Source organism: Bacillus sp. Marseille-Q1617, from assembly GCF_903645295.1.
In the GTDB taxonomy this organism is placed as follows: Bacteria; Bacillota; Bacilli; order Bacillales; family Bacillaceae_B; genus Rossellomorea.
In genome coordinates, this window is sequence record NZ_CAHJXM010000003.1 from 279,388 (window position 1) to 301,285 (window position 21,898).

Below are 21,898 nucleotides of genomic sequence, written 5' to 3' on the forward strand. Positions count from 1 at the left end.
GGGGTTTTTGTTGTTTAATGTCGAAAATTTAAGTAGGGGTTGAAAAAATGGAATTAAATTGGCAAGAGATGTTGTTTCAGTTCTTTGGTGGAATGGGGATCTTCCTCTTTGGGATAAAGTACATGGGGGACGGTTTGCAAAAATCTGCAGGAGAACGTCTGAAGGATATTCTGGATAAGTTTACGACGAATCCTTTCATGGGTGTTCTCGCAGGTATCTTTGTAACGGTCCTGATTCAATCGAGTAGTGGTACAACCGTAATTGTAGTCGGGCTTGTAAGTGCTGGCTTCATGACGCTGAGACAGGCAATCGGAGTCATCATGGGTGCAAACATCGGTACGACAGTCACAGCTTTTATCATCGGATTTGATATCGGTGCTTACGCTTTACCGATCATTGCAGCAGGAACAATCTTACTGTTCTTCTTCAAGAATAAGAAGGTTCAAAACTACGGTCAATTGATCTTCGGTTTTGGTGCTCTATTCTACGGACTTGAATTGATGGGTGGAGGAATGAAGCCGCTTCGTTCGTTGGAAGCATTTCATGACTTGACGGTCAGCATGAGTTCAAACCCAATCCTTGGAGTGGTAATCGGTACATTGTTTACGGTCATTGTACAGAGTTCTTCAGCAACAATCGGTATCCTTCAAGAACTGTACAGTTCAAATCTTGTTAATATAGATGCTGCCCTTCCAGTTTTATTCGGTGATAATATCGGTACGACGATCACGGCAGTACTTGCGGCACTGGGCGCTTCAGTTGCAGCAAGAAGAGCGGCTGCAGTGCATGTTCTGTTTAACTTGATCGGTACAACGATTTTCCTTATCATTTTGCCGTTCTTTGAAAAATTTGTTTTGTTCCTGCAAGCTGAGCTGAATTTAAACGAGCCAATGACGATCGCTTTTGCGCACGGAACATTCAACGTGACGAATACGATCATTCAATTCCCGTTCATTGCGATATTAGCTGTGATCGTGACGAAGTTGATTCCAGGTCAGGACACATTCGTAGACTCAAATTCAAAACATCTGGATCCTGTTTTCATCGAGCAGTCGCCATCCATTGCGTTAGGACAGGCAAAAGAAGAAGTTCTGCGTATGGGTCAATTTGCTGTTAAAGGTTTACAGGAAACAAATGAGTTCCTTAAAACTAAATCCTCTAAAAATTCGGAGGCTGCTTATCAGATTGAAGGAGCCATCAATAATCTTGATAAGAAAATCACTAATTACCTGGTGGATCTTTCTTCATCATCCTTATCAGAGGGTGAATCAGAACGCCACTCAATCTTGATGGACACCGTCCGTGATATTGAACGGATCGGGGATCACTTTGAAAACATTGTTGAATTAATCGAATATCAGCAATCAAATAAGGTGAAGATCACCGATGATGCGATGCAGGATCTCGAAACGATGTTCAGTTTGACGATCGATACAGTTGAAAGATCCCTTCAATCACTCGATCTGAACGACACAGACATCGCACGGGAAGTGGCAGAAAAAGAAGATCAAATTGATAAAATGGAAAGAAAGCTTCGCAAACAGCATATCCTCCGTCTGAATGAAGGTAAATGTTCGGGACAAGCGGGAATCGTATTTGTCGATATCATCAGTAACTTAGAACGTATTGGTGATCATGCCGTAAATATTGCAGAAGCAGTGTTAGGTGTAGAATAATAGAAGATAGCAGCGTCAAAGACTGACTCAATTGCTGAGTCAGTCTTTTTTTAAGAAAGGAGGAAATTGGAATGGACATACTTTATTGGACAATCATCATCGTTCTTATGGTTTTATCGTTTGTCGGACTGGTTTATCCAATCATACCAAGCGTGCTGTTTTTATTGGCCAGCTTTTTGCTCTATGGGATCTTCTTTGACTTCTCACCATTCAATTGGCTGTTCTGGACGATCCAAATTCTATTTGTCGTACTGTTATTCGGTGCAGATTACTTAGCGAATTTATTCGGTGTCAAACGTTTCGGAGGGACAAAGGCAGGGATATGGGGAAGTACAGTCGGTCTCCTAATCGGACCATTCGTCATACCCGTCTTCGGTATCATCCTTGGCCCATTTCTCGGGGCCATAATCGGAGAATGGATCGTGCACCGCTCATCATTCAGAAAAACCATCAAAGTCGGAATCGGCTCAGTAGTGGGATTCATCTCAAGCGTATTTACTAAAGGATTAATACAATTAGTTATGGTGATTTACTTTTTTTGGATTATATAAATTATTTATTAGAAACACATTTTATATGGTTTTCATTCTCAAATTGAAACCTAGAGAGTATTGGAGCGGAAGGCACTTGACTTCGACGGGAAATAGAGGAAAGGTCGAGACTTATGCCACCCGCCTCTGACCAAAGCCTTTCCGCTTTTCTGGCCCGCAGGAGCGAAGCGACGAGGAGGCTCGACTTCCTCCCCGGGGAATCTTGTGCCTGGAGCGAAAAGGAACGGTCTATGCTTCCAGCTCGACTTTCTTAAGGATTTATGAAAAATGATTTGTTGGTTAATTCCCCACAAAAAAGGGCATTTTATCTTTGTAAGAATAACCAATCAAAATATTTGAACAGATATAGGAGATTTGGTAATCTTATACTGAAACGACCTGAAGAAATCTTCAGGAAACTTACATAGGGAGGAATTTTATTATGGCTTACAAATTACCTGAATTACCTTATGCATATGATGCTCTGGAGCCTCATATCGACAAGGAAACAATGAATATCCACCACACAAAACACCATAACGCATATGTAACAAAAGTGAATGATGCGCTTCAAGGACATGACGACCTTCTAAGCAAATCAATCGAAGACCTTGTATCAAATTTGGATGCAGTTCCTGAAGGAGCTCGTACTGCTGTGCGCAACAATGGCGGCGGTCACGCTAACCACTCCTTATTCTGGACGGTCCTTTCTCCAAACGGCGGAGGAGCTCCAAGCGGTGAATTAGCTGACGCAATCTCTTCCAAGTTCGGCAGCTTTGACAAGTTCAAAGAAGAATTCGCCAATGCAGGTGCAACTCGCTTCGGTTCCGGCTGGGCGTGGCTTGTAGTGAACAATGGTGAATTGGAAGTAACAAGCACCCTTAACCAGGATAGCCCGTTGATGGAAGGTAAAACACCTATCCTAGGCCTTGACGTTTGGGAGCATGCTTACTACTTAAATTATCAAAACCGCCGTCCTGACTACATCAATGCATTCTGGAATGTAGTAAACTGGGATGAAGTGTCAAAACGTTATTCTGCTGCAAAATAAATTTCACATGATTGATCGAAGAGAGGTTCTTTTTAGAACCTCTCTTTTTTCTGCATAACTTCCCGCCCTTTTTCAAAAGATAGGGGTACGTAAAAGGGGAGTTTTAATAATGAGCAGCTTTAAAAAGATTCTAGGTGACATTGATTTAACGAGAGACCTTTCGTTGTTATTGCTGATTGGGGGATTATATTCACTGAGTATTGCGCTATCGAATACATTTGTGAATATCTATTTATGGAAACAGTCAGGTGAATTTATCGACCTCGGGATCTACAATTTGACCGTGGTGATTTTTCAACCCTTGACCTTTATTTTGGCCGGCAGGCTGGCAAAGAAAGTAGACCGTGTGATCGTTTTAAGATTAGGTGTCATTTTTTTGGCTGTCTTTTACATATCCGTCTTATCATTTGGTGAATCAGCCGAGAGCTTCCTGGTTGTTCTTGGTGCCCTCCTGGGAATTGGATATGGTTTTTATTGGCTGGCATTTAACGTCCTGACATTTGAAATAACCGAACCCGAGACAAGGGATTTTTTTAATGGATTTTTGGGGACATTGACGTCGGCTGGCGGAATGCTCGGACCCATACTTGCCGGCTTCATTATTTCAAGATTTACTTCTTTTAAGGGATATACAATCGTTTTCGGCATCTCCCTTACCTTATTCACTGTTGCTGTTCTGTTTAGCTTCTTCTTGAAGAGACGCCCTGCTTCAGGACGTTATCTGTTTATCAGGATATTCGAGGAAAGACAACATAACAATAACTGGCGGCTCATAACCAATGCCCATTTCTTTCAGGGACTTCGTGAAGGGACCTTTGTCTTCATCATTTCCGTCTTTGTGTTTATCAGTACCGGAAGTGAATTTGCCATCGGTACCTTTGGACTGATCAATTCCGGAATTGCCTTTGTAGGCTATTACGTCGCCTCACGGGCTATTAAAAAACAATATCGCAAACGTGCCATCCTGCTTGGAGGGCTGCTTCTCTACCTGGCAATCTTCCTTATCGTGTTTGATGTAACGTACACAAAGTTATTGCTGTATGCTGCATTGATTGCGATTGCTTATCCAATTCTTTTGGTTCCCTATATCTCCACGACCTATGATGTAATCGGAACAGGGTGGAAAGCGGCGGAAATGAGAATTGAATACATCGTGGTCCGGGAATTGTTCTTGAACCTTGGGAGGATAGTATCAGTGGCAGCATTCATTGTAGCTGTGACGTATTTTGACCAGGAGCAGAGTATCCCGATTTTACTTTTATTTTTGGGCGCCGGACACACGCTGATTTACTTCTTTGTTAGAAAAGTGGAGCTGCCAATATCCTGATTATGTAAATGCGTACAAAGAGAGGAAATCATTTCCTCTCTTTGTTATGTGATTTCTGTTCCATGAGAGTAGAAAAAGCGTTTTGTTTTCTATAAAATAAGGGATGGACAGAATTTGATATGATATTTTTACATAGAGGAAGGACTGGAACGTTTGAATAAAAGTAAGAAAAGAAAAAAGACACATGTCCCCGTAAGGATGAATTTGTTGTTTTTTGCGGTGTTCTTGTTATTTTCTCTTTTGGTTCTGAGACTGGGCCTTGTTCAGATTGTGAATGGGGAAAGCTATAAAAAAGAAGTGGAACGAACAGAAGATGTGGTCGTGAAAACGAGTGTCCCGCGTGGGAAAATCTTTGACCGCTATGGCAATGTGATTGTGGATAACATCCCGTTGAATGCAATTACATATACAAGAACGAATAACACTTCCATCGAAGAGATGTTTGATGTGGCCTCCAGGCTTTCAGATTTCATCGAAAAAGATACAAAAGAAGTGACAGAACGGGATAAAAAAGATTATTGGATCATTAAAAATAAGAAAAAAGCTGAAGCAAAGGTTTCTGAGGAAGAAATAAAAAAACTTCAGAGTAATGAGGACTTATCAGAGGAAGAGGTAAATGCCAAGGTCTATAAAATGAGACTGGATCGGATCACTGAGGAAGAGCTGTCATCACTCACTGAAAAAGATATCGAAGTGATTGCCATCTATCGGGAGTTCACGACCGGGTATGCGCTGAATCCTCAAATCGTGAAAAATGAAGGGGTGACCCCCGAAGAGTTTGCAGTGGTCAGCGAACATCTGAGCGAGCTTCCAGGGGTGAATACCACGACGGATTGGAAACGGTCGTATGTATTTGATGACACACTCCGGACGATACTCGGGAATGTCTCTTCTGCACGGGAAGGCCTTCCGAAGGATTTGGTAGATTCCTATTTAGCTAGGGACTACAACCGAAACGACCGGGTAGGAAAGAGCTATGTCGAATTGGAATATGAAGAGGTACTTCAAGGACAGAAAGAACAGATAAAAAATGTTACCAAAGGCGGAAGTGTACTGGAGTCACTTCTGATTCAGGAAGGACAAAGAGGAAAAGACGTTGTCTTGACAATCGACATGGAACTTCAGCGCGAAGTCGAGAAAATCATCGAAGAAGAGTTGATGAAGCAAGTGGTCAATCGCAGTGAGTCACCTGACCTCGACCGGGCCTATGTCGTCATGGTGGATCCGAATACAGGTGAAATTCTGGCAATGGCTGGTAAGCAGTACGTGAAGAACCCGGAAACAGGAAAATACGAGATGCGTGACGCCGCACTGGGTACCTTTACATCCACCTACGAGGTAGGTTCGGTAGTGAAGGGTGCCACGGTACTGACTGGTTATATGACTGGGAAATTGACTCCGGGCGAGGTCCTGGTGGATGAACCGATCATCATAGGTAAACAAGGGACACCTAAGACTTCATGGTTCAACCGTTATGGCAGTATACCGATGTCGGACTTATTTGCACTGGAGAAGTCTTCGAACTCTTATATGTTTAAAATAGCCATGAGAATAAATGGCCAGAACTATGTGCCGCGTGCCACGATGAGTTATAATCCGGACGCAATCAAAACGTTCCGCAATCACTTTTCTCAATTCGGGTTGGGTGTATCAACAGGAATCGATCTGCCTGGTGAAGCAACCGGAATCGAAGGGAACCTGACAAATCCAGGGCTGCTGCTGGATTTCGCGATCGGACAATTTGATACCTATTCAACGATGCAGCTTGCTCAATATGTATCCACCATCGCCAATGATGGATACCGTGTGCAGCCGCATATCATGAAAGAAATCAGGGAACCGACCAATGAAAAGGATAGACTCGGCCCGATTCTTTTCGAGAAAGAGACAAATGTATTGAATCGTATAGAAGCCACACAGTCCCAGATCGAGCATGTACAAAAAGGGTTTTACCGTGTATATCACTACCCGGAAGGTACGGCCTATGCACAGTTCAAGGATGCACCGTATAATGCAGCAGGTAAATCAGGAACGGCAGAAACCTATATTGACGGGAAGTTAAGCTACAATACGACGCTGATCGGCTATGCACCTTTCGATCATCCCGAAGTTGCCTATGCCACAATGGTTCCTGCATCACATGTCCAGGCAAGTGGTGTCGCGGATCCTTACGTAAATAAATATATTTCCAAACGCGTGATGGATAAGTACTTTGAGCTGAAGAAAGAGCGTGCTGAAGAAGTGGGCGACCCGACCTCTATCGACAAAAAGATCGAAAATGCTGATGAAGCAGAACAAAGACAGGAAGAAGACCGCGAAGAAAACAACTAGGTAAAAAGATGCAAAGAGCAGATTCCAATCGGAATCTGCTTTTTTTTATGGTGCTTAAATTATTGGAAACAGAAAGAATGACATTAATAAAGCTTTATGCATAGCATGTACAGGGAACGGTGAAGAATGTCGAATTTACAAAACCTTTACAAACGATTAAAACCCAATTAACACTCATCTATTAATCTAGTACTCGTAGGACAAAACAACCAAGTTTCTTAGGGGGAATTCAGGAATGAAAAGCTTTAAACGTTTAGCAATGACAGCAATGGTTGGTTCAGCACTTCTATTAGGAGCCTGTGGTGCAGGCGGTGGAGCAGAAAGTAATGGAGAACAATTATCAGGTACTGTAAAAGTGGATGGTTCTTCTACAGTTGCCCCGATCGCTGAAGCGATTAACGAAGAATATGCTGGAGTCCAGCCAGATGTTAAAGTTTCGATCGGTGTTTCTGGTTCAGGCGGAGGATTTGAAAAATTCATCGCAGGTGAAACAGATCTATCGAATGCGTCCCGCCCAATCAAAGATGAAGAAAAGAGTAGTCTTGAAGAAGCTGGAATTGATTTTACAGAATTTAAAGTGGCAAACGATGGACTATCTGTCGTAGTAAATAAAGACAACGACTGGGTTGAAGAGATGACAATGGAAGATCTTAGAAAACTTTGGTTAGAAGATGGCAAGACGAAGAAATGGTCTGACATCAATCCTGAATGGCCGGATGAAGAAGTGAAATTTTATTCTCCTGGAACAGATTCAGGAACATATGATTTCTTCCATGAAGAAGTACTGGAAGAAAAGGATATGGTAAGACAGAACATCCAGCTTTCAGAAGACGACAATGTTCTTGTAACAGGTGTAACTGGTGATAAAAATGCGATTGGATTCTTCGGATATGCCCACTATTTAGCGAACAAAGACCAACTTAAAGTCGTTAAGATCGATGGTGTAGAACCGACAAATGAAACAGTTGAAAGCGGAGATTACCCATTATCACGCCCGCTGTTCGTATATGCGAAGAATGAATCAATGAAAAACAATGAAGCTGCATACGACTACATGAAGTATACGCTTGAAAATGCCGGCGATATGGCAGAAGCGGTAGGATATGTAAGCCTGCAGGAAGACCAGTACAAGGAAGCATTAGAAACATTGGAAGGTCTTAAGAAGTAATTTACGGTACTAAGCTTGATGATCAGGGGTGGGAAGCGTTGATCGCTTCTCATCTTGTCATGTGGATGAAAGGGGTTTGCAACTATGGCTTCAGGTTCAAAAAAATCATACTCGGTATCAGATATGATTGAACAAAACAGTAATAAGGGTTTTAATCTGAAAATCGAAAAAGCGATACCTTGGATATTATTTGCAATAGCAGGGGTTTCAGTTTTAACAACACTCGGAATTGTTTTTACGTTAATTTTTGAGACAATGACATTCTTTTCACGCGTTTCATTATTTGATTTTATTACTGGAACCAAATGGTACCCTTTTTCAATAGAAAATCCTAACTATGGGATCCTCCCGTTAATCTCGGGAACATTGAAAATTACGGGGATCGCCGTTTTGGTGGCGGTACCGATAGGACTTGCATCTGCCATTTATTTGAGTGAGTATGCAACAGACCGCTCAAGAAGATTCATCAAACCGATATTGGAGGTTCTGGCAGGAATCCCGACAATCGTTTACGGATTCTTTGCGCTGACCTTCGTCACACCTTTTTTGAAGAACTTTATGCCTGAATTAAGTATTTTTAATGCACTGAGCCCGGGGATCGTCGTAGGTGTCATGATCATACCAATGATTGCATCCTTATCTGAAGATGCGATGTCATCAGTACCAAACTCCATCCGGGAAGGGGCCCTTGCGATGGGTGGGACGAAGCTTGAAGTGGCCATTAAAGTGGTACTTCCTGCTGCCGTTTCCGGTATTGTGGCTTCTGTTGTTCTTGCCATTTCACGAGCAATCGGGGAAACGATGATTGTGACCGTGGCTGCAGGGGCAACACCAAGTCTCTCTTGGAACCTGACAGATTCCATCCAGACGATGACATCTTATATTGTGCAGGTAAGTACTGGTGATGCCGGATATGGTACCACGATTTACTACAGTATCTATGCTGTCGGTTTCACCCTGTTCTTATTTACCTTAGCAATGAACTTACTTGCACAATACATCTCTAAGCGATTCAGAGAGGAGTATTAATGTATGAAGCATATCAATCAGGATAATGTTTTGAAAAAAATGTCTTCACGATTAGCTGTCAATCAGATATTTCGTGCACTATTCTTCCTGGCCACTCTATTTGGCCTGGTAGTATTGGCGGTATTACTATATCGGGTATTCACTCAAGGAATTGGCTATCTTGATCTTCAGTTCTTACAAAGTGTAGGGTCAAGATTCCCAGAAAAAGCAGGTATATACGCTGCATTGATCGGTTCGCTTTGGCTGATGGCAGTGGTGGTGGTGGTTTCGTTCATTCTGGCTGTCGGAACAGCCATTTATTTAGAAGAATATGCAAAGCAGAATAAAGTGAATAACTTTATCAAAGTGAACATTTCAAACCTGGCAGGGGTTCCATCTGTTGTTTTCGGTCTGCTGGGATTGACGATCTTCGCCCGGATGTTTGCATTGGGCCAGAGCGTACTTGCTGCAGGACTGACGATGAGCTTGTTAATTTTACCTGTCATCATTGTAGCTGCCCAGGAAGCGATCGGGGCAGTGCCGAAAGATTTGCGTGATGCTTCATATGCAATGGGTGCAACGAAATGGCAGACGATCATACGCGTTGTGTTGCCGGCTGCTATCCCTGGTATTTTAACCGGGAGCATCCTGGCTTTCTCACGTGCAATCGGAGAAACGGCTCCACTGGTTGTATTGGGCGTCCCGACAATCCTGTTATTCACACCTGCATCGATTATGGATACGTTCACAGCGCTTCCTATGCAGATTTATGACTGGACGAGAAGACCACAGGCAGCCTTCCATGATGTAGCATCAGCCGGAATCATCATACTCCTGCTTCTGCTCTTATTCATGAACTCTGTTGCAGTATTCATACGGAATAAGTTTCAAAATCGCTTCTAAATTTTATGGGTGATAAGGTTTTAATTGGATGAAGGAGGCTTTCAACATGCAAACGATAAAAACAGAAATCAATGAAAACGTAGTGACTACAGGAACAAAAAAACCGGTCTATCGAACACAACAATTGAATTTATGGTACGGCACACACCATGCCTTGAAAAATATCGATCTTGATATTATGGAAAATGAAGTTACTGCCATCATCGGTCCTTCAGGATGCGGGAAATCGACTTATATCAAAACACTCAATCGAATGATTGAGTTAATCCCAACCGTTAAGACTTCCGGAGATATCATGTATCGCGACCGCAATATCTTTGATAAAAATTACCGTGTGGAAGAACTGCGGACAAAAGTGGGAATGGTCTTTCAAAAGCCGAACCCATTCCCTAAATCAATCTATGACAATATTGCTTACGGTCCCCGCACACATGGTATCAAAAACAAAAAAGTTCTTGATGAAATCGTGGAAAAAAGCTTGCGCGGAGCGGCTATCTGGGACGAGGTGAAGGACCGTCTGAACACGAATGCTTATGGATTATCAGGCGGACAGCAGCAGCGTATCTGTATTGCAAGATGTCTCGCGATTGAACCGGATGTCATCTTAATGGATGAACCAACTTCGGCACTTGACCCGATTTCCACGCTTAAGGTGGAAGAACTGGTACAGGAACTCAAGACCGACTACAGCATCATCATCGTGACTCACAATATGCAGCAGGCAGCACGTATCTCAGATCGTACGGCTTTCTTCTTGAACGGTGAAGTTGTAGAATTTGATAAAACAGACAAAATCTTCTCGACTCCTTCGGATAAACGCACTGAAGATTACATTTCCGGAAGATTTGGATAATAAAATCAGTAGTAAATAAGAAAAGTGGGAACAGGAAGGGGTATGACTATGTCAGTAAGAGGTCATTTTGATGCAAATTTAAAAGAGCTTCAAACAAAGCTTATGGATCTTGGAAATATCGCGAAGGCATCTCTTGAAAGAAGTATCAAGGCACTTGAAGAAAAAGATGTGGATACAGCACTTGCCATCATAGAAGGAGATCAGAAAGCGGATGATCTCGAAGAAGAAATCAATGACCTTGCGATTCTTTTGATTGCCAAGCAGCAGCCTGTTGCGACAGATTTAAGAAGGGTCATCGTTGCCATTAAAATTGCTTCTGACTTGGAACGGATTGCTGATTTTGCTGTCAATGTGGCGAAATCCACCATCCGTATCGGGAGTGAGCCATTGATCAAGCCAATACACCATGTCAAAGAAATGCACGGAATCACCTCTGAAATGATCGGTTTGACACTGGAATCCTTTGTTGAAGAAGATGTTATAAAAGCAAAGAAAATCGCAGAGATGGATGACAGGGTGGATGATCTATACGGAGAAACCATTCAGGAACTTCTTGCTCTAAATAAAGAAAAGCCGGAGTTTACAGCTCAGATTACACAGCTGTCATTCATCTGCCGCTATTTAGAAAGAGCGGCAGACCATACAACCAATATTGCAGAAGGTGTCTTTTATTTAGTCAAAGGCCGTCGCTATGACTTGAACGAGTAGAAAAAAAGCTGTCCGGGTTTCCGGGCAGCTTTTTTTAATTAGGTTTATTTAGTGATCAGATCTGCGATTTCCTCTACTGTCATCTCAGAGTGAACAAGAAATTCGCCGACTTGAATTTTATCAGCAAATTCATTTTCTACAATAAATTGGACGAATTGTTCCTCTTCACTGATAATCTTTGCTTCTTGAAGTTTTTCTTCAATATCAGCAGGCGTCATTCCCGGTTTGATCGTTAAAGTCAATTGATACTTTTCACTCTGAGATGGCGCGTTTTGTTTGTCCGTATTGGTTTCATATGTCTCCAGCTGCTCTTTCAGTGCTGAAATTTCGTTTTCTTTCGCTTTTATTTCCGATTTTTTTACGATGGTATGGCTTTCAGGTGTGGAATTCAAAGATCGAGAGGAAGTACTGCCAAAGTAAAAACTATAAATGAAAATGATAGCGGTGGTAAATAAAATGCCAGCTGAAAAAGCTCTGGTTGTTTGCTTGTTCATAAAAGCTCCTTTCTAGAGTGTTGAAATGATGTGCTGAACATCTGATTTGGTAAGCGCTGATTGCTTGGCGATTTGTTCTAAAGGAATCCCTTGTTGATAGAGGGCGATGACTTGATTCCTCACGACTTCATGAATCGTTTTCCTGACCGGGGGAGTCCGTTTCAAGGAGGAATCTCCATCCATCATAAGTTCTTCCTCCAACACTCTCAGCCTTTTTTTCATTTGATAATTTTCCTGCAGGATGGTCATCGATAGATCTTCCACTTCTTTTTCGATTGCCGCATACCGGTCTTTCTGAAAAAAAGAAAGAAAGAATAATAGAATGGAAAAGCCCATAAGCACCAATAGCAGTATTTCCAAAAATATCACCTCATGCTAGTTTGTTCTTTCTTATTTATAGCATAGAAAGGAATCGTTCTCTAGAGAAGGAAAGAATAATTTGTAAAATATCTATGTAATTTGTCAGATTGTTCACGGATTTTCTTATAAAAAATTGTCGTAACATCCATGAAACCGCTTTATATGTGGGTTTTTGAATATGATAAAGAATTATTTGAAAGATTTTCTGCGTTCATACGGTGTTTTAACCATCTTAAACAAGAAACGACAAAATGCGTTTATTGTAGGTTTTTGAATAGGGTGTTACGATTAATTCAAGAATAATTGTCATAATATTTAGATGAATTCATATACTACGTGTTTAATGCTGGGAGGGTTATTTGTGCTAAATGAAATAATAAAAATGAGAGAGCAGGGAATTTCATTCAGGAAAATTGCCAGGGAACTGGATACGACTGTAGGGAAAGTTCAATATCAATGGGTAAAGTATCAAAAAATGATGGAAGCAGCAGAAGTTCCATCAGCGGAAGCACAAACAGTGATCAAGCAATCGGGTAAACGAACGGGAAGAGTGAAGAATAAGGCTGTATTGAAGGCGAGAAAACTGGCAGCAAAGCTATTCAACCATGACTTCACGGTTACATATTCAACAGGGTCTCGTATTTATTGTTATTGGACGATTTCAAAACAATGGCTTGACCAGACGAAAGCCCACTTCAGCCTGGACGAGGCATCTCCTTTCGTCCTCAGATTGTATGATATCACTTCGATCAGCTTTAATGGCCACAATCATCATTCGTACATGGACTCGTACGTACCTGCTGAAGAATCAGACTGGTTCATCAATGGCCTAAAAGAAAATAGAAGCTATTGTATAGACATAGGAATGCGTTTGTCTTCGGGTGAATTCATTGCCATCAAGCGTTCGAATGTCATTCATACTCCCCGTACTACCTGGGACGCTGAATATCATAGTTTGAGAGAATTAAAGGATTTTGAACAAGGAAGGATGACAGAACCGAAATGGGTGGAGCATGTCAGCACCTACTCTTATTATGTGATGAATCAGGAGGATAAAGCATGAACGCCAGGCATACAGTGATGATCTTACCCCAATTTGATGAACCTAGGTTGGGCATGGAAGATAAAATGAAATGTGAAGAAAGAAGTACAGCCCTGTTTAAACAAAATTTAAATTTGATTACTTTATTGCGAGAAAATGACGGAGATCCGATCCCTGTCATCATGAATCCATTAGTATTGGGTTTCTTTTCAACGGATGAGTTCATCGATGCTGCAGATTCTTTTCTGCAGGGGATGCTCAGGAGGGAAGAAGAGAAAGAAAAGTGGGTTCACATTTACTCCCAATGGATGGGTTGGAACAAAAATCTATCAGAAGCGTATAAAAAACTGCTGGAAGAAGGGAAAACGATTCTCATCCCGACTTCGTTGAATTCCATTCCCTTGACCCATTACCGGACATCGATCGGAATGGAGGTACAGGTGAAAGTAAGCATTGAAATGTTTAAGAAATATTTAGGGGTAAGCCCCGATTTTTTCTGGCTGCCACAAGCTGCTTATTTGCCTGGTCTGGACCTTTACTTGCTCAAGGAAGGTATAGAAGCTTCCTTTATCTCTTCATTTTCTTACAAGTTCAGTGAAAAAGAGATGGGAGAAGCTGAAACTCTCCGAAGTCCAAGAGGCTTAAAATTGATACCGGTATTCACTCAAGATCCTCAAGAGCAGGCGAGTAAAGAAAACCCTCAAGGGATTTCCCTTGTCACTCTCAAACTGGACGGCTGTGAAAAGCCGGAGCTTGCAAAGCTTCACTCATCATCCTTACACAGCTGGCTCAATGCTCCTTGTTCACTTGCAAGAATTGGATTTGGCTATTTAGGGATGGAAGACCAAACTCCAATATTACAGGACCCAGCGATGAGGAATATAAGAAAAGTACACGAAATGGAATTGGGGAAAGTGCAATCTGACATGGAGGTAACAGGTTCTGAGTTCCATCAGCTATCGAGGGAGTTCATTTACGCTCTTCAACGATTGAATGAGAAAGAGCTGGACATATCTTATTTTAACCGAATAGCCTCACTCATCACCGCCGGGAACACAGATGATCACTTCTTTTACCATCGAAATAAAGTGAACCCTATTCCTTCAAGTGAATTGCTGGATCTCTGCATTGGGGAACGGAAGTCTAATTCACAAGTTGAAAACCGTGATGCCGTTTTGATTCTCAGCTGGGAATATCCACCTAATATAGTGGGAGGACTCTCCCGCCACGTATATGATTTAGCGAATAACCTGGTCAAGAAAGGAAAAAAGGTGCATGTTCTCACTGCGAGGTCTAAGGATTCCCTTTCTTATGAAAAAGTTGAAGGGGTGACGATTCACCGTGTCCATCCATTACACCCATATGAAGAGAATTTCTTTAAGTGGGTGTTTGATTTGAATCAATCTTTCGTTCAACACGCCCATGAACTGATCTCTCAAGAGAACATCACTCACATACATGCTCATGACTGGATAGTATCGACATCTGCGATCAAATTGAAGGAATTACACTCGCTGCCTTTAATCACGACCATACATGCCACTGAACATGGCAGAAACCAAGGAATCTATACTGAGCTTCAGCAGAAAATTCATAAGGAGGAACAAATGCTGATTTCTGCTTCGGATCATTTGATTGTATGCAGTGATCATATGAAGGAAGAAGTAAAATCATTGTTCACTTTTGAGGCTCCAATCGAGGTGATTCCAAATGGGGTTGAAATAGAAAAGCTCGAACACCTGCCTACAGATCATTCGATGGAGGAAAGCAGGCCGTTCTTCTTTTCAATCGGGAGGATGGTGCATGAGAAAGGATTCGAAACACTTATCCGTGCCGCTTCTCTTTTGAAGGGTGAAGGCCACGAAGTCTCGTTCATCATCGCAGGCAAAGGACCGATGCTGGAGCACTACCGTCAGATGGTACAGAATGAAAATCTCGACGATATGGTGTTCTTTACAGGCTTCATATCTGATGAGAAGAGGAACAGCTACCTGAAAAATTGCCTGGCAGTCATTTTCCCGAGTCTTTACGAACCGTTTGGGATTGTTGCCCTTGAAGCCATGGCTTGTAGAAAAGGGGTCGTTGCTTCGGATACTGGCGGATTAAAAAGCATTGTGAAGCATGAGCATACCGGTTTAGTATTTCAGCCTGACAATGAAGTCAATCTGTACACCCTCCTTCTTTCACTGATTAACGATCCGGGGAAATCCGAACGATTAGGTGAAATGGGTTTCAGGATGGCGAAATCCATGTTCAGCTGGGAGCGCATTGCCGACCAGACGATGCATGTTTATGAAGATGTACTCCTGCAAACCAAAGTAGAAGGACTGCGGTGATGAAGGCCGTCATTTTAGCAGGAGGAGAAGGAAAGCGGCTGAGACCTTACACGATTTCAGTCGCCAAGCCAATGGTCCCGATCCTTAATAAGCCCATCCTCGAGTACAGCATTAATCTGCTGCGTTCCTATGGCATTAAGGACATTCTCATAACCACTTGCTATAAAAGCAATACCATCAAGGAATATTTCGGAAACGGCAGCCGGTTCCATGTGAATATTACCTATTTGGAGGAAAGAAAGCCGCTCGGTACCGCAGGCGGAATCTTTTTGGCAAAACATCTGTTGGAAGAGCCTTTTCTTGTACTTAGCGGCGATGCCTTTACCAATATTCCCATTGACCAGGTGATGAACTTTCACCGCAGCAAGAAAGCGGCCATGACGCTGGTGTCGAAAGAGGTGCCAGACCCAAGGGAATATGGGATCTGTTATACCGATGAAAGCAGGAAGCTTATCGATTTTGTTGAAAAGCCTGCCGTGTGGGAAGGGAATGAAGTCAACACCGGAGTATATATGGTCGAGCCTTTCCTCCTTAAGAAATATTCACGTAAAGGTGCGCTGGATTTCAGTCAGGATCTAATCCCTTCCCTTTTACAAAACGATGAAGCGGTATATGTATTCAAAACAAATGCCTACTGGAGAGATATCGGCAATCCGGAAGAATACAAGAAAGCGCGTGAAGATCTGATGAGAGGGCAATTCAATCCTGAGAAGGCTTCCAGCTTTTCAAGAAAGACCGATACAGCCATTCTTGATCCCTTTATCACAAGGGTTCAGGTAGCTTGTCCAAAAGTGAAAAAGCCATTCGTACTTGCCAAACTTCTGGAATCAGAATCAGTCCCCGCCATTGATGAGGAAGAATTCATGATCGAGCACCGTGATGGTGGATGGACAAAAATAATCAGTGACCCTGACAGAGGCTTTATTATTTATTCAAAAGCGGATCGAAGAAATCTGGCGAGAGAACTTGCCAGGTATTATGGAAAAAAAATAAAAACATGGCAAAAGGTGTAGAGGCTGATGAACAATAATAATCTGAATAAGAAGTTTCATATTCAAGGAATCGCCTGGAAGGAAGCGGGTTCATATATACCTCTTGGAAAAATGAGTTCTCCGTTCAATGGGATAAAGGTCAATCTCTCTGAAGGGGATGAGAACTGGGGGGAAACGTTATCTTTTGAATTTGAAAATGTAACGAAGGAAACCCGGAAGTTGAAAGTATTCTTCCTGGTGGAATGGCTGTCCTGCTGTGAAGAGACGATAGGCGTTCTCTCCCTTTCGAAAAATGCTTTCTATAATTACAGTAAAAACGATATGGCGATGTCCAATGTCGTTTCAAGTGCGGATCATGTAAAAAAATCCGTCTATCCTTTGAATTTAAAGGGCTTGAAGCTGTGGAAAAGGTCGTTAAAAAATGGATGTCTCTATTATTACCCCATCACCAATGGCCTTCATATGATGGCGTATATGCTTGAGTATACATTCAAGCCTTTCGAAGTAAAACAAGGGAAGCTTTTCGCTGTGGAAGGTGCTGTGCAGGCTGAAGGATTAAATTTCACCAATAGAATGAAAAACGGACTAGCATTTCAGCAAGAAAAGTGATATTATAGAAAAGTCGTATGAATAGATGAAGATAGTGAAGTTTGGAGGGAAATAATAATGCGTGTAAACATTACATTAGCTTGCACAGAAACTGGTGAGCGTAACTATATTACTACAAAAAACAAGCGTAATAATCCAGATCGTCTTGAGCTAAAAAAATATTGCCCGAAATTAAAGCGTGTGACTCTTCACCGCGAAACGAAATAAGCAGCCGGATTTTATCCGCTGCTTTTTTTTATACTTAAATCTTTGGACCGCCTTCTGATTTAATAGCCGGTTCCGCTGTTGTTATAATAGATAAGGAGCAGGAGGGATTACATGGATAAAAAAGCAATGAGAAAAAATCAGCTTGCAGCGCTAATGGCGATTTCCCCGTTGGACTATGAACAAAAATGTTATGTAATTGAACAAAGACTCTTTCAAACGGAAGGATGGAAGAACAGTGAAGTCATAGCGGTCACGGTTTCCAAACAGCCTGAGGTCAATACGTGGAACATCATTAAAAGGGGCTGGGAAGAAGGAAAGAAGATTTGCGTTCCAAAATGCAAACCTTCCACGAAAGAATTAACGTTCTATGAGCTGATTTCTTTTACCGCTCTTGAAAAAGTCTATTACGACCTATATGAACCTGTTCCTTCCCTTACCAACCAAGTACATAAGGAAATCATCCAGGAAGTGATCGTCCCGGGTCTGGCCTATACGAAAAAAGGGTACCGTCTCGGATTCGGCGGGGGTTATTATGACCGGTTTCTTTCAGGTTATAACGGACGGACATTATCGTTGGCATTCGATGAGCAAATGGTGGATAGTCTGCCTGTGGAATCATTTGATGTCCCTGTAGATGAAATCATAACCGAAAGTGCCACGATTCAATGTGGATAAATCATTGATGACTGTATTATTGATTGTTCTGCTTGTATCCTTTGGGGGATGGAAAACAAAGAATTTGAGCTTTTCGGGAGCATTGTCTGCTTTCCTTTTGGGGTGTATCATCAGCTATTTCTATCACTGGAAAGGGCTCCTGTTAGTAGGGGCGTTTTTTCTGAGCTCCAGCATATGGTCAAAATTATTTTCAGCTTCAAAGGAAGAAATAGAAGGGCGGATGGCAAAGACTTCCGTACGTGACTGGCAGCAAGTATGGGCCAATGGAGGACCGGCTGCCCTGTTTATCATCCTGTTCCATTTCTCAGGAAGTGAATGGTGGCTATACTCTTTTGCAGCGGCTGTCGCTGCTGCCAACTCCGATACGTGGGCTTCTGAGATAGGACCGTTGAGCAGAAAAGCTCCTCTTTCAATACGATCTTTCAAGAGAGTGGAAAAAGGAACTTCCGGTGCTGTCTCCGTGATCGGAACGGTCGCGGCATTAGCGGGTGCCGCCTTTATCTCCATGTTACTTTTTTTGATTGAGGGTTCATTCGAGTGGTTACATTTCATTCTCATCGGCACCGCGGGGTTCCTCGGGAATATTTTTGATACTGTGGCAGGGGCATTTTGGCAGGAGGAATTCACCTGTCCCGTATGCGGATCTTCCACCGAAGCTGCTCTGCACTGCGGAGCTCCTGCAGTCAGAAGCAAAGGATTACCATGGATGAATAATGAAAGTGTCAATTTATTATCGAGTTTTCTGGCGGGGATTGCCGTTTTTCTATTCATTTCTTTGTTATAAACAATGGATAAATTGGAGCCATAAGAGCAAACTATTCCCAGGAGGGATTAGTATGAACGGATGGACCAAATGGCTTGTTCTTGGCAGTTTGATTTTGTTATTGATACCTAACCGCTATCGGATACTCAACCTGCTCCTCGGCAATTTCTTCATTCGGCGCTTTGCTGTAAAAGGGGCAATGAACATCCCGGGGATACGTGCGAAATTCATGCAAAGTACATTCCGCTAGAAAAAAGGCTGTACGGGAGGTTTTCCTTCTGTGCGGTCTTTTTGCTTAGAATGCTTTTTATGGGGGCTTATAACTTTACATCATAAAAATGGAAAGGGTATAGTAGCATTAAATCAGGAAGCAGCCAGAACCGGCCTGCTCCTGCAAATTAAAAGAAAGTAGTGGATGTAGTGAATTTAAACTATCATTACCTCTTTTGGAAAATTGCACTCTTCCTAATTGAACAGAAACATTACCGGATACTGACGTTATCCCAGGAACAGGATGAAATCTGGTTTGAGAATACTGCTTTGAAAGAGCCGGATGTCATCAGGCTGCGCCTGAAGGATCTTGATTGGGGCTCATGGATTGAAAGGGATATGGAACAAACCGTCCACAATGCAGAAAGAATCAGAAGAAAGAGACATAAAAGACGATTGAATATGAAAAATCTATACATAAGCACTTACCCGCCTGTCGATGCCGGGGAAGAAATTTTCAAAGAGGATGCTGCGGCAGGAAATGATAAATTGAACGTAGAGTCCTTGCTGATAGATGAATCGATGGGGAGGGAAAGGTTGAAGAGCGACCCTTTATTCAGTGAGGGAGAATGGGACATTCCTCCAGAAGTGATGGAAGCCAACGTCGAATGGGTGAAAAGCAGGGCAGTGAGCGCCTCTGCTAAACAGATACAAAAAGAAAGGCAATTATTTGAGAAGGGGAAACCGTTTTTCACTTATCTTTTCATAGCGGTACAACTGATCATGTTTGCCGTCTTGGAAATGAACGGGGGCAGTCAGAACCCTCAAACATTGATTGAATATGGAGCGAAATATAATCCATTAATAATAGAAGGTGAATGGTGGAGGCTCGTGACCCCGATCTTTTTACATATCGGGTTGCTGCATCTGCTCATGAATACTCTTGCTCTTTTCTATTTAGGTAACGCGGTCGAAAAAATATATGGCCGTTTCCGTTTTGTTTTCGTCTATATGGTTTCAGGTATCGCCGGTTCTTTTGCCAGCTATCTTTTCACTTCGAATCTTTCAGCCGGTGCGAGTGGAGCGATCTTTGGATGTTTTGGGGCATTGCTCTATTTTGGGGTCCTGTATCCGAAAACTTTTTTTCGAACAATGGGCACCAACATCATTGCAGTCATTTTATTGAATCTGGCTTTCGGATTTACCATTCCGGGTATTGACAATGCGGGTCATCTCGGTGGTTTGGCAGGTGGTTTTCTTGCTGCAGGGATCGTCAGCGTCCCTGGATTGTTTCGTCCGTTCAGGCAGCTGCTCATTTTAACGGCCACCGTTGTGCTGATTGGGATGATGGTTGTAAGTGACCGTCAGTCAAATCCTTCCGAGTGGGATATCAACACTGCAAACGGCGTTGCCCAGGAAAAAATCACAGCCGGGGAATGGACGGAGGCTGAGGAATTATTGAGCGAAACCATTGAAAAGGGTACTCCGAATGCTGAGACCTATTTTTATCTTTCCTACGCCGAAATCAAACTTGGAAAAGCCGAAGAGGCGAAAGAACATCTGATGAGTGCCATAGAAAAAAGGGATGATTTTCACGAAGCACATTACAACTTGGCCTTGATCCTGACTGACAGCGGCGAACGTGATGCGGCTCTTTCCCATGCCAGAAAGGCCTATAGCTTGAACGGACAGGAAGATAAATACAAAAAATTGGTAAATGAATTGGAAGGAGACCTTTAAGAAGGTGCTATCCGCTGCCTGAGCAATGAAGGGTTTCCGTCTTTATCAATCAGAAGTACAAGAACTTCTTTTTTATCTTTTTTGACTAAAATAAGGGGGATGGTGCTGTCGAGTGAATCGATTATCGTACCATCTTCCTTTTTTATCCCTAAATAATAATTTTTATATAGACCTTCCCAGAGGTTACCGATGAAACGTTCCCACTCCTCCTCGTCAAATCCCTCCAGCGGCTCTTCTTCCAGGCTTGGTAAATCCGTGAGCGGGAAAGTGGTATATTCTTCAATCGGAATACCGAGTGAATCTATCCCTTTCTCCCACAAAAAGTCCAATTGTTGAGACGAGACCCGGTCCAGTATTGTCTTCCATTCTTTTTCTGCATCTGTATCCGGCTCCCTGAAAGAGTTTAAGGGACTGAAATTAGAATCTATTACGTATAGTTTATCTTCTGTCATTTTTTGCGCACTCGTATACTTATCATCATTTTCATGAATTTCAGAGTAATGGAAAGATAACGCTTGTAAAAGGCTGCTTTCTTTCCCTTTAATTGATTCTTCCTGGACGAGTCCATCAGTATCTTGTTCCCATTCATTCATTTTCCCTTTCAATCTTCCATTGATAAAAAGAAACCCTACATCCTGCCGCAAGTAAGCTGGCGTATCCAGCTTAGAAGAGGTTTTCCATTTCACTTCATACACATTATCTTTTTTCTCAGGCACAAGGGTGAGAAGGGTTGAAGCAGACTCATATGTAACATTTTCATTGATTGGAAAGAAAATAATGCTTTCTTCTGTCCGAGGCTGATAAATGAACTCGATTCCAATTGCTAGAATGACCATAAGAATCAAGAATGGAACAGCATTCAGTACCTTTTGTTTCATATCATTCACTCCAATGGTTTGTCCGGTTGTTCATTCT

General features: G+C 42.3%; 22 protein-coding genes. 19 read left to right on the plus strand and 3 right to left on the minus strand.

Annotated features, from left to right (window positions below):
* Positions 1-47: 47 nt before the first annotated feature.
* From HWX64_RS18640 to phoU, 10 genes are all read left to right on the plus strand, one after another.
* Complete coding sequence (locus HWX64_RS18640; RefSeq protein ID WP_175991025.1) at positions 48-1,676, plus strand: Na/Pi cotransporter family protein; 1,629 nt, start codon at positions 48-50, stop codon at positions 1,674-1,676.
* A gap of 71 nt (positions 1,677-1,747) precedes the next feature.
* The gene (locus HWX64_RS18645; RefSeq protein WP_175991026.1) at positions 1,748-2,227 is read left to right on the plus strand and encodes a DUF456 domain-containing protein; all 480 of its coding nucleotides are present in this window, start codon (positions 1,748-1,750) and stop codon (positions 2,225-2,227) included.
* Positions 2,228-2,648: 421 nt separating this feature from the next.
* The gene (locus HWX64_RS18650; RefSeq protein WP_175991027.1) at positions 2,649-3,257 is read left to right on the plus strand and encodes a superoxide dismutase; all 609 of its coding nucleotides are present in this window, start codon (positions 2,649-2,651) and stop codon (positions 3,255-3,257) included.
* 109 nt (positions 3,258-3,366) lie between these two features.
* Entirely contained in the window at positions 3,367-4,584 is a 1,218-nt protein-coding gene (locus HWX64_RS18655; protein WP_175991028.1) for an MFS transporter, read from the plus strand.
* A gap of 198 nt (positions 4,585-4,782) precedes the next feature.
* Positions 4,783-6,915: a penicillin-binding protein 2 gene (locus HWX64_RS18660; RefSeq protein ID WP_175991593.1), complete on the plus strand. Its 2,133-nt coding sequence runs from the start codon at positions 4,783-4,785 to the stop codon at positions 6,913-6,915.
* Positions 6,916-7,150: 235 nt separating this feature from the next.
* Positions 7,151-8,083: a PstS family phosphate ABC transporter substrate-binding protein gene (locus HWX64_RS18665; RefSeq protein ID WP_175991029.1), complete on the plus strand. Its 933-nt coding sequence runs from the start codon at positions 7,151-7,153 to the stop codon at positions 8,081-8,083.
* Positions 8,084-8,167: 84 nt separating this feature from the next.
* Positions 8,168-9,112 (plus strand): phosphate ABC transporter permease subunit PstC, encoded by a 945-nt coding sequence (pstC, locus tag HWX64_RS18670; RefSeq protein ID WP_175991030.1) that lies wholly within the window; start codon positions 8,168-8,170, stop codon positions 9,110-9,112.
* 3 nt (positions 9,113-9,115) lie between these two features.
* Positions 9,116-9,994, plus strand: coding sequence for a phosphate ABC transporter permease PstA (pstA, locus tag HWX64_RS18675; protein WP_175991031.1), 879 nt, complete (start codon positions 9,116-9,118; stop codon positions 9,992-9,994).
* Positions 9,995-10,040: 46 nt separating this feature from the next.
* Positions 10,041-10,847, plus strand: a complete 807-nt coding sequence (gene pstB / locus HWX64_RS18680; protein ID WP_175991032.1) for a phosphate ABC transporter ATP-binding protein PstB — start codon at positions 10,041-10,043, stop codon at positions 10,845-10,847.
* A 48-nt stretch (positions 10,848-10,895) separates the two neighbouring features.
* Complete coding sequence (gene phoU, locus HWX64_RS18685) at positions 10,896-11,555, plus strand: phosphate signaling complex protein PhoU (protein ID WP_175991033.1); 660 nt, start codon at positions 10,896-10,898, stop codon at positions 11,553-11,555.
* Positions 11,556-11,599: 44 nt separating this feature from the next.
* Here the strand turns inward: phoU and HWX64_RS18690 are convergent, their stop codons facing one another.
* Together HWX64_RS18690 and HWX64_RS18695 are read right to left on the minus strand one after the other, a co-directional pair.
* Positions 11,600-12,049, minus strand: coding sequence for a hypothetical protein (locus HWX64_RS18690; RefSeq protein WP_175991034.1), 450 nt, complete (start codon positions 12,047-12,049; stop codon positions 11,600-11,602).
* A 12-nt stretch (positions 12,050-12,061) separates the two neighbouring features.
* Positions 12,062-12,409, minus strand: a complete 348-nt coding sequence (locus HWX64_RS18695; protein ID WP_175991035.1) for a hypothetical protein — start codon at positions 12,407-12,409, stop codon at positions 12,062-12,064.
* Positions 12,410-12,770: 361 nt separating this feature from the next.
* Between HWX64_RS18695 and HWX64_RS18700 the strand changes: the two genes are divergently transcribed.
* The 9 genes from HWX64_RS18700 to HWX64_RS18740 all read left to right on the plus strand — a co-directional run bounded on the left by HWX64_RS18700 (position 12,771) and on the right by HWX64_RS18740 (position 20,983).
* Positions 12,771-13,472 carry a DUF4912 domain-containing protein gene (locus HWX64_RS18700; protein ID WP_175991036.1) on the plus strand — a complete coding sequence of 234 codons (702 nt, stop codon included), beginning with the start codon at positions 12,771-12,773 and terminating at the stop codon, positions 13,470-13,472.
* A complete protein-coding gene (locus HWX64_RS18705; RefSeq protein ID WP_175991037.1) occupies positions 13,469-15,787 on the plus strand; it encodes a glycosyltransferase in 2,319 nt (772 codons plus the stop codon). The genes HWX64_RS18700 and HWX64_RS18705 overlap by 4 nt, the downstream gene beginning before the upstream one ends.
* Positions 15,787-16,800 carry a nucleotidyltransferase family protein gene (locus HWX64_RS18710; protein WP_175991038.1) on the plus strand — a complete coding sequence of 338 codons (1,014 nt, stop codon included), beginning with the start codon at positions 15,787-15,789 and terminating at the stop codon, positions 16,798-16,800. Before HWX64_RS18705 ends, HWX64_RS18710 begins: the two co-directional genes overlap by 1 nt.
* A gap of 6 nt (positions 16,801-16,806) precedes the next feature.
* The gene (locus HWX64_RS18715; RefSeq protein ID WP_175991039.1) at positions 16,807-17,388 is read left to right on the plus strand and encodes a hypothetical protein; all 582 of its coding nucleotides are present in this window, start codon (positions 16,807-16,809) and stop codon (positions 17,386-17,388) included.
* Positions 17,389-17,445: 57 nt separating this feature from the next.
* Positions 17,446-17,595 carry a 50S ribosomal protein L33 gene (gene rpmG, locus HWX64_RS18720; RefSeq protein WP_064091498.1) on the plus strand — a complete coding sequence of 50 codons (150 nt, stop codon included), beginning with the start codon at positions 17,446-17,448 and terminating at the stop codon, positions 17,593-17,595.
* Positions 17,596-17,706: 111 nt separating this feature from the next.
* Positions 17,707-18,270 (plus strand): 5-formyltetrahydrofolate cyclo-ligase, encoded by a 564-nt coding sequence (locus HWX64_RS18725; protein ID WP_175991040.1) that lies wholly within the window; start codon positions 17,707-17,709, stop codon positions 18,268-18,270.
* Between the two features lie 7 nt (positions 18,271-18,277).
* Positions 18,278-19,054 (plus strand): DUF92 domain-containing protein, encoded by a 777-nt coding sequence (locus tag HWX64_RS18730; protein WP_254871246.1) that lies wholly within the window; start codon positions 18,278-18,280, stop codon positions 19,052-19,054.
* A 52-nt stretch (positions 19,055-19,106) separates the two neighbouring features.
* The gene (locus HWX64_RS18735) at positions 19,107-19,283 is read left to right on the plus strand and encodes a hypothetical protein (protein WP_175991042.1); all 177 of its coding nucleotides are present in this window, start codon (positions 19,107-19,109) and stop codon (positions 19,281-19,283) included.
* Positions 19,284-19,453: 170 nt separating this feature from the next.
* A complete protein-coding gene (locus tag HWX64_RS18740; RefSeq protein ID WP_175991043.1) occupies positions 19,454-20,983 on the plus strand; it encodes a rhomboid family intramembrane serine protease in 1,530 nt (509 codons plus the stop codon).
* On the opposite strand, the gene HWX64_RS18745 is transcribed toward HWX64_RS18740, so the two are convergent.
* Positions 20,980-21,861: a hypothetical protein gene (locus HWX64_RS18745; RefSeq protein WP_254871214.1), complete on the minus strand. Its 882-nt coding sequence runs from the start codon at positions 21,859-21,861 to the stop codon at positions 20,980-20,982. The two genes, HWX64_RS18740 and HWX64_RS18745, sit on opposite strands and share 4 nt — an antisense overlap.
* Between the last annotated feature and the right edge of the window lie 37 nt (positions 21,862-21,898).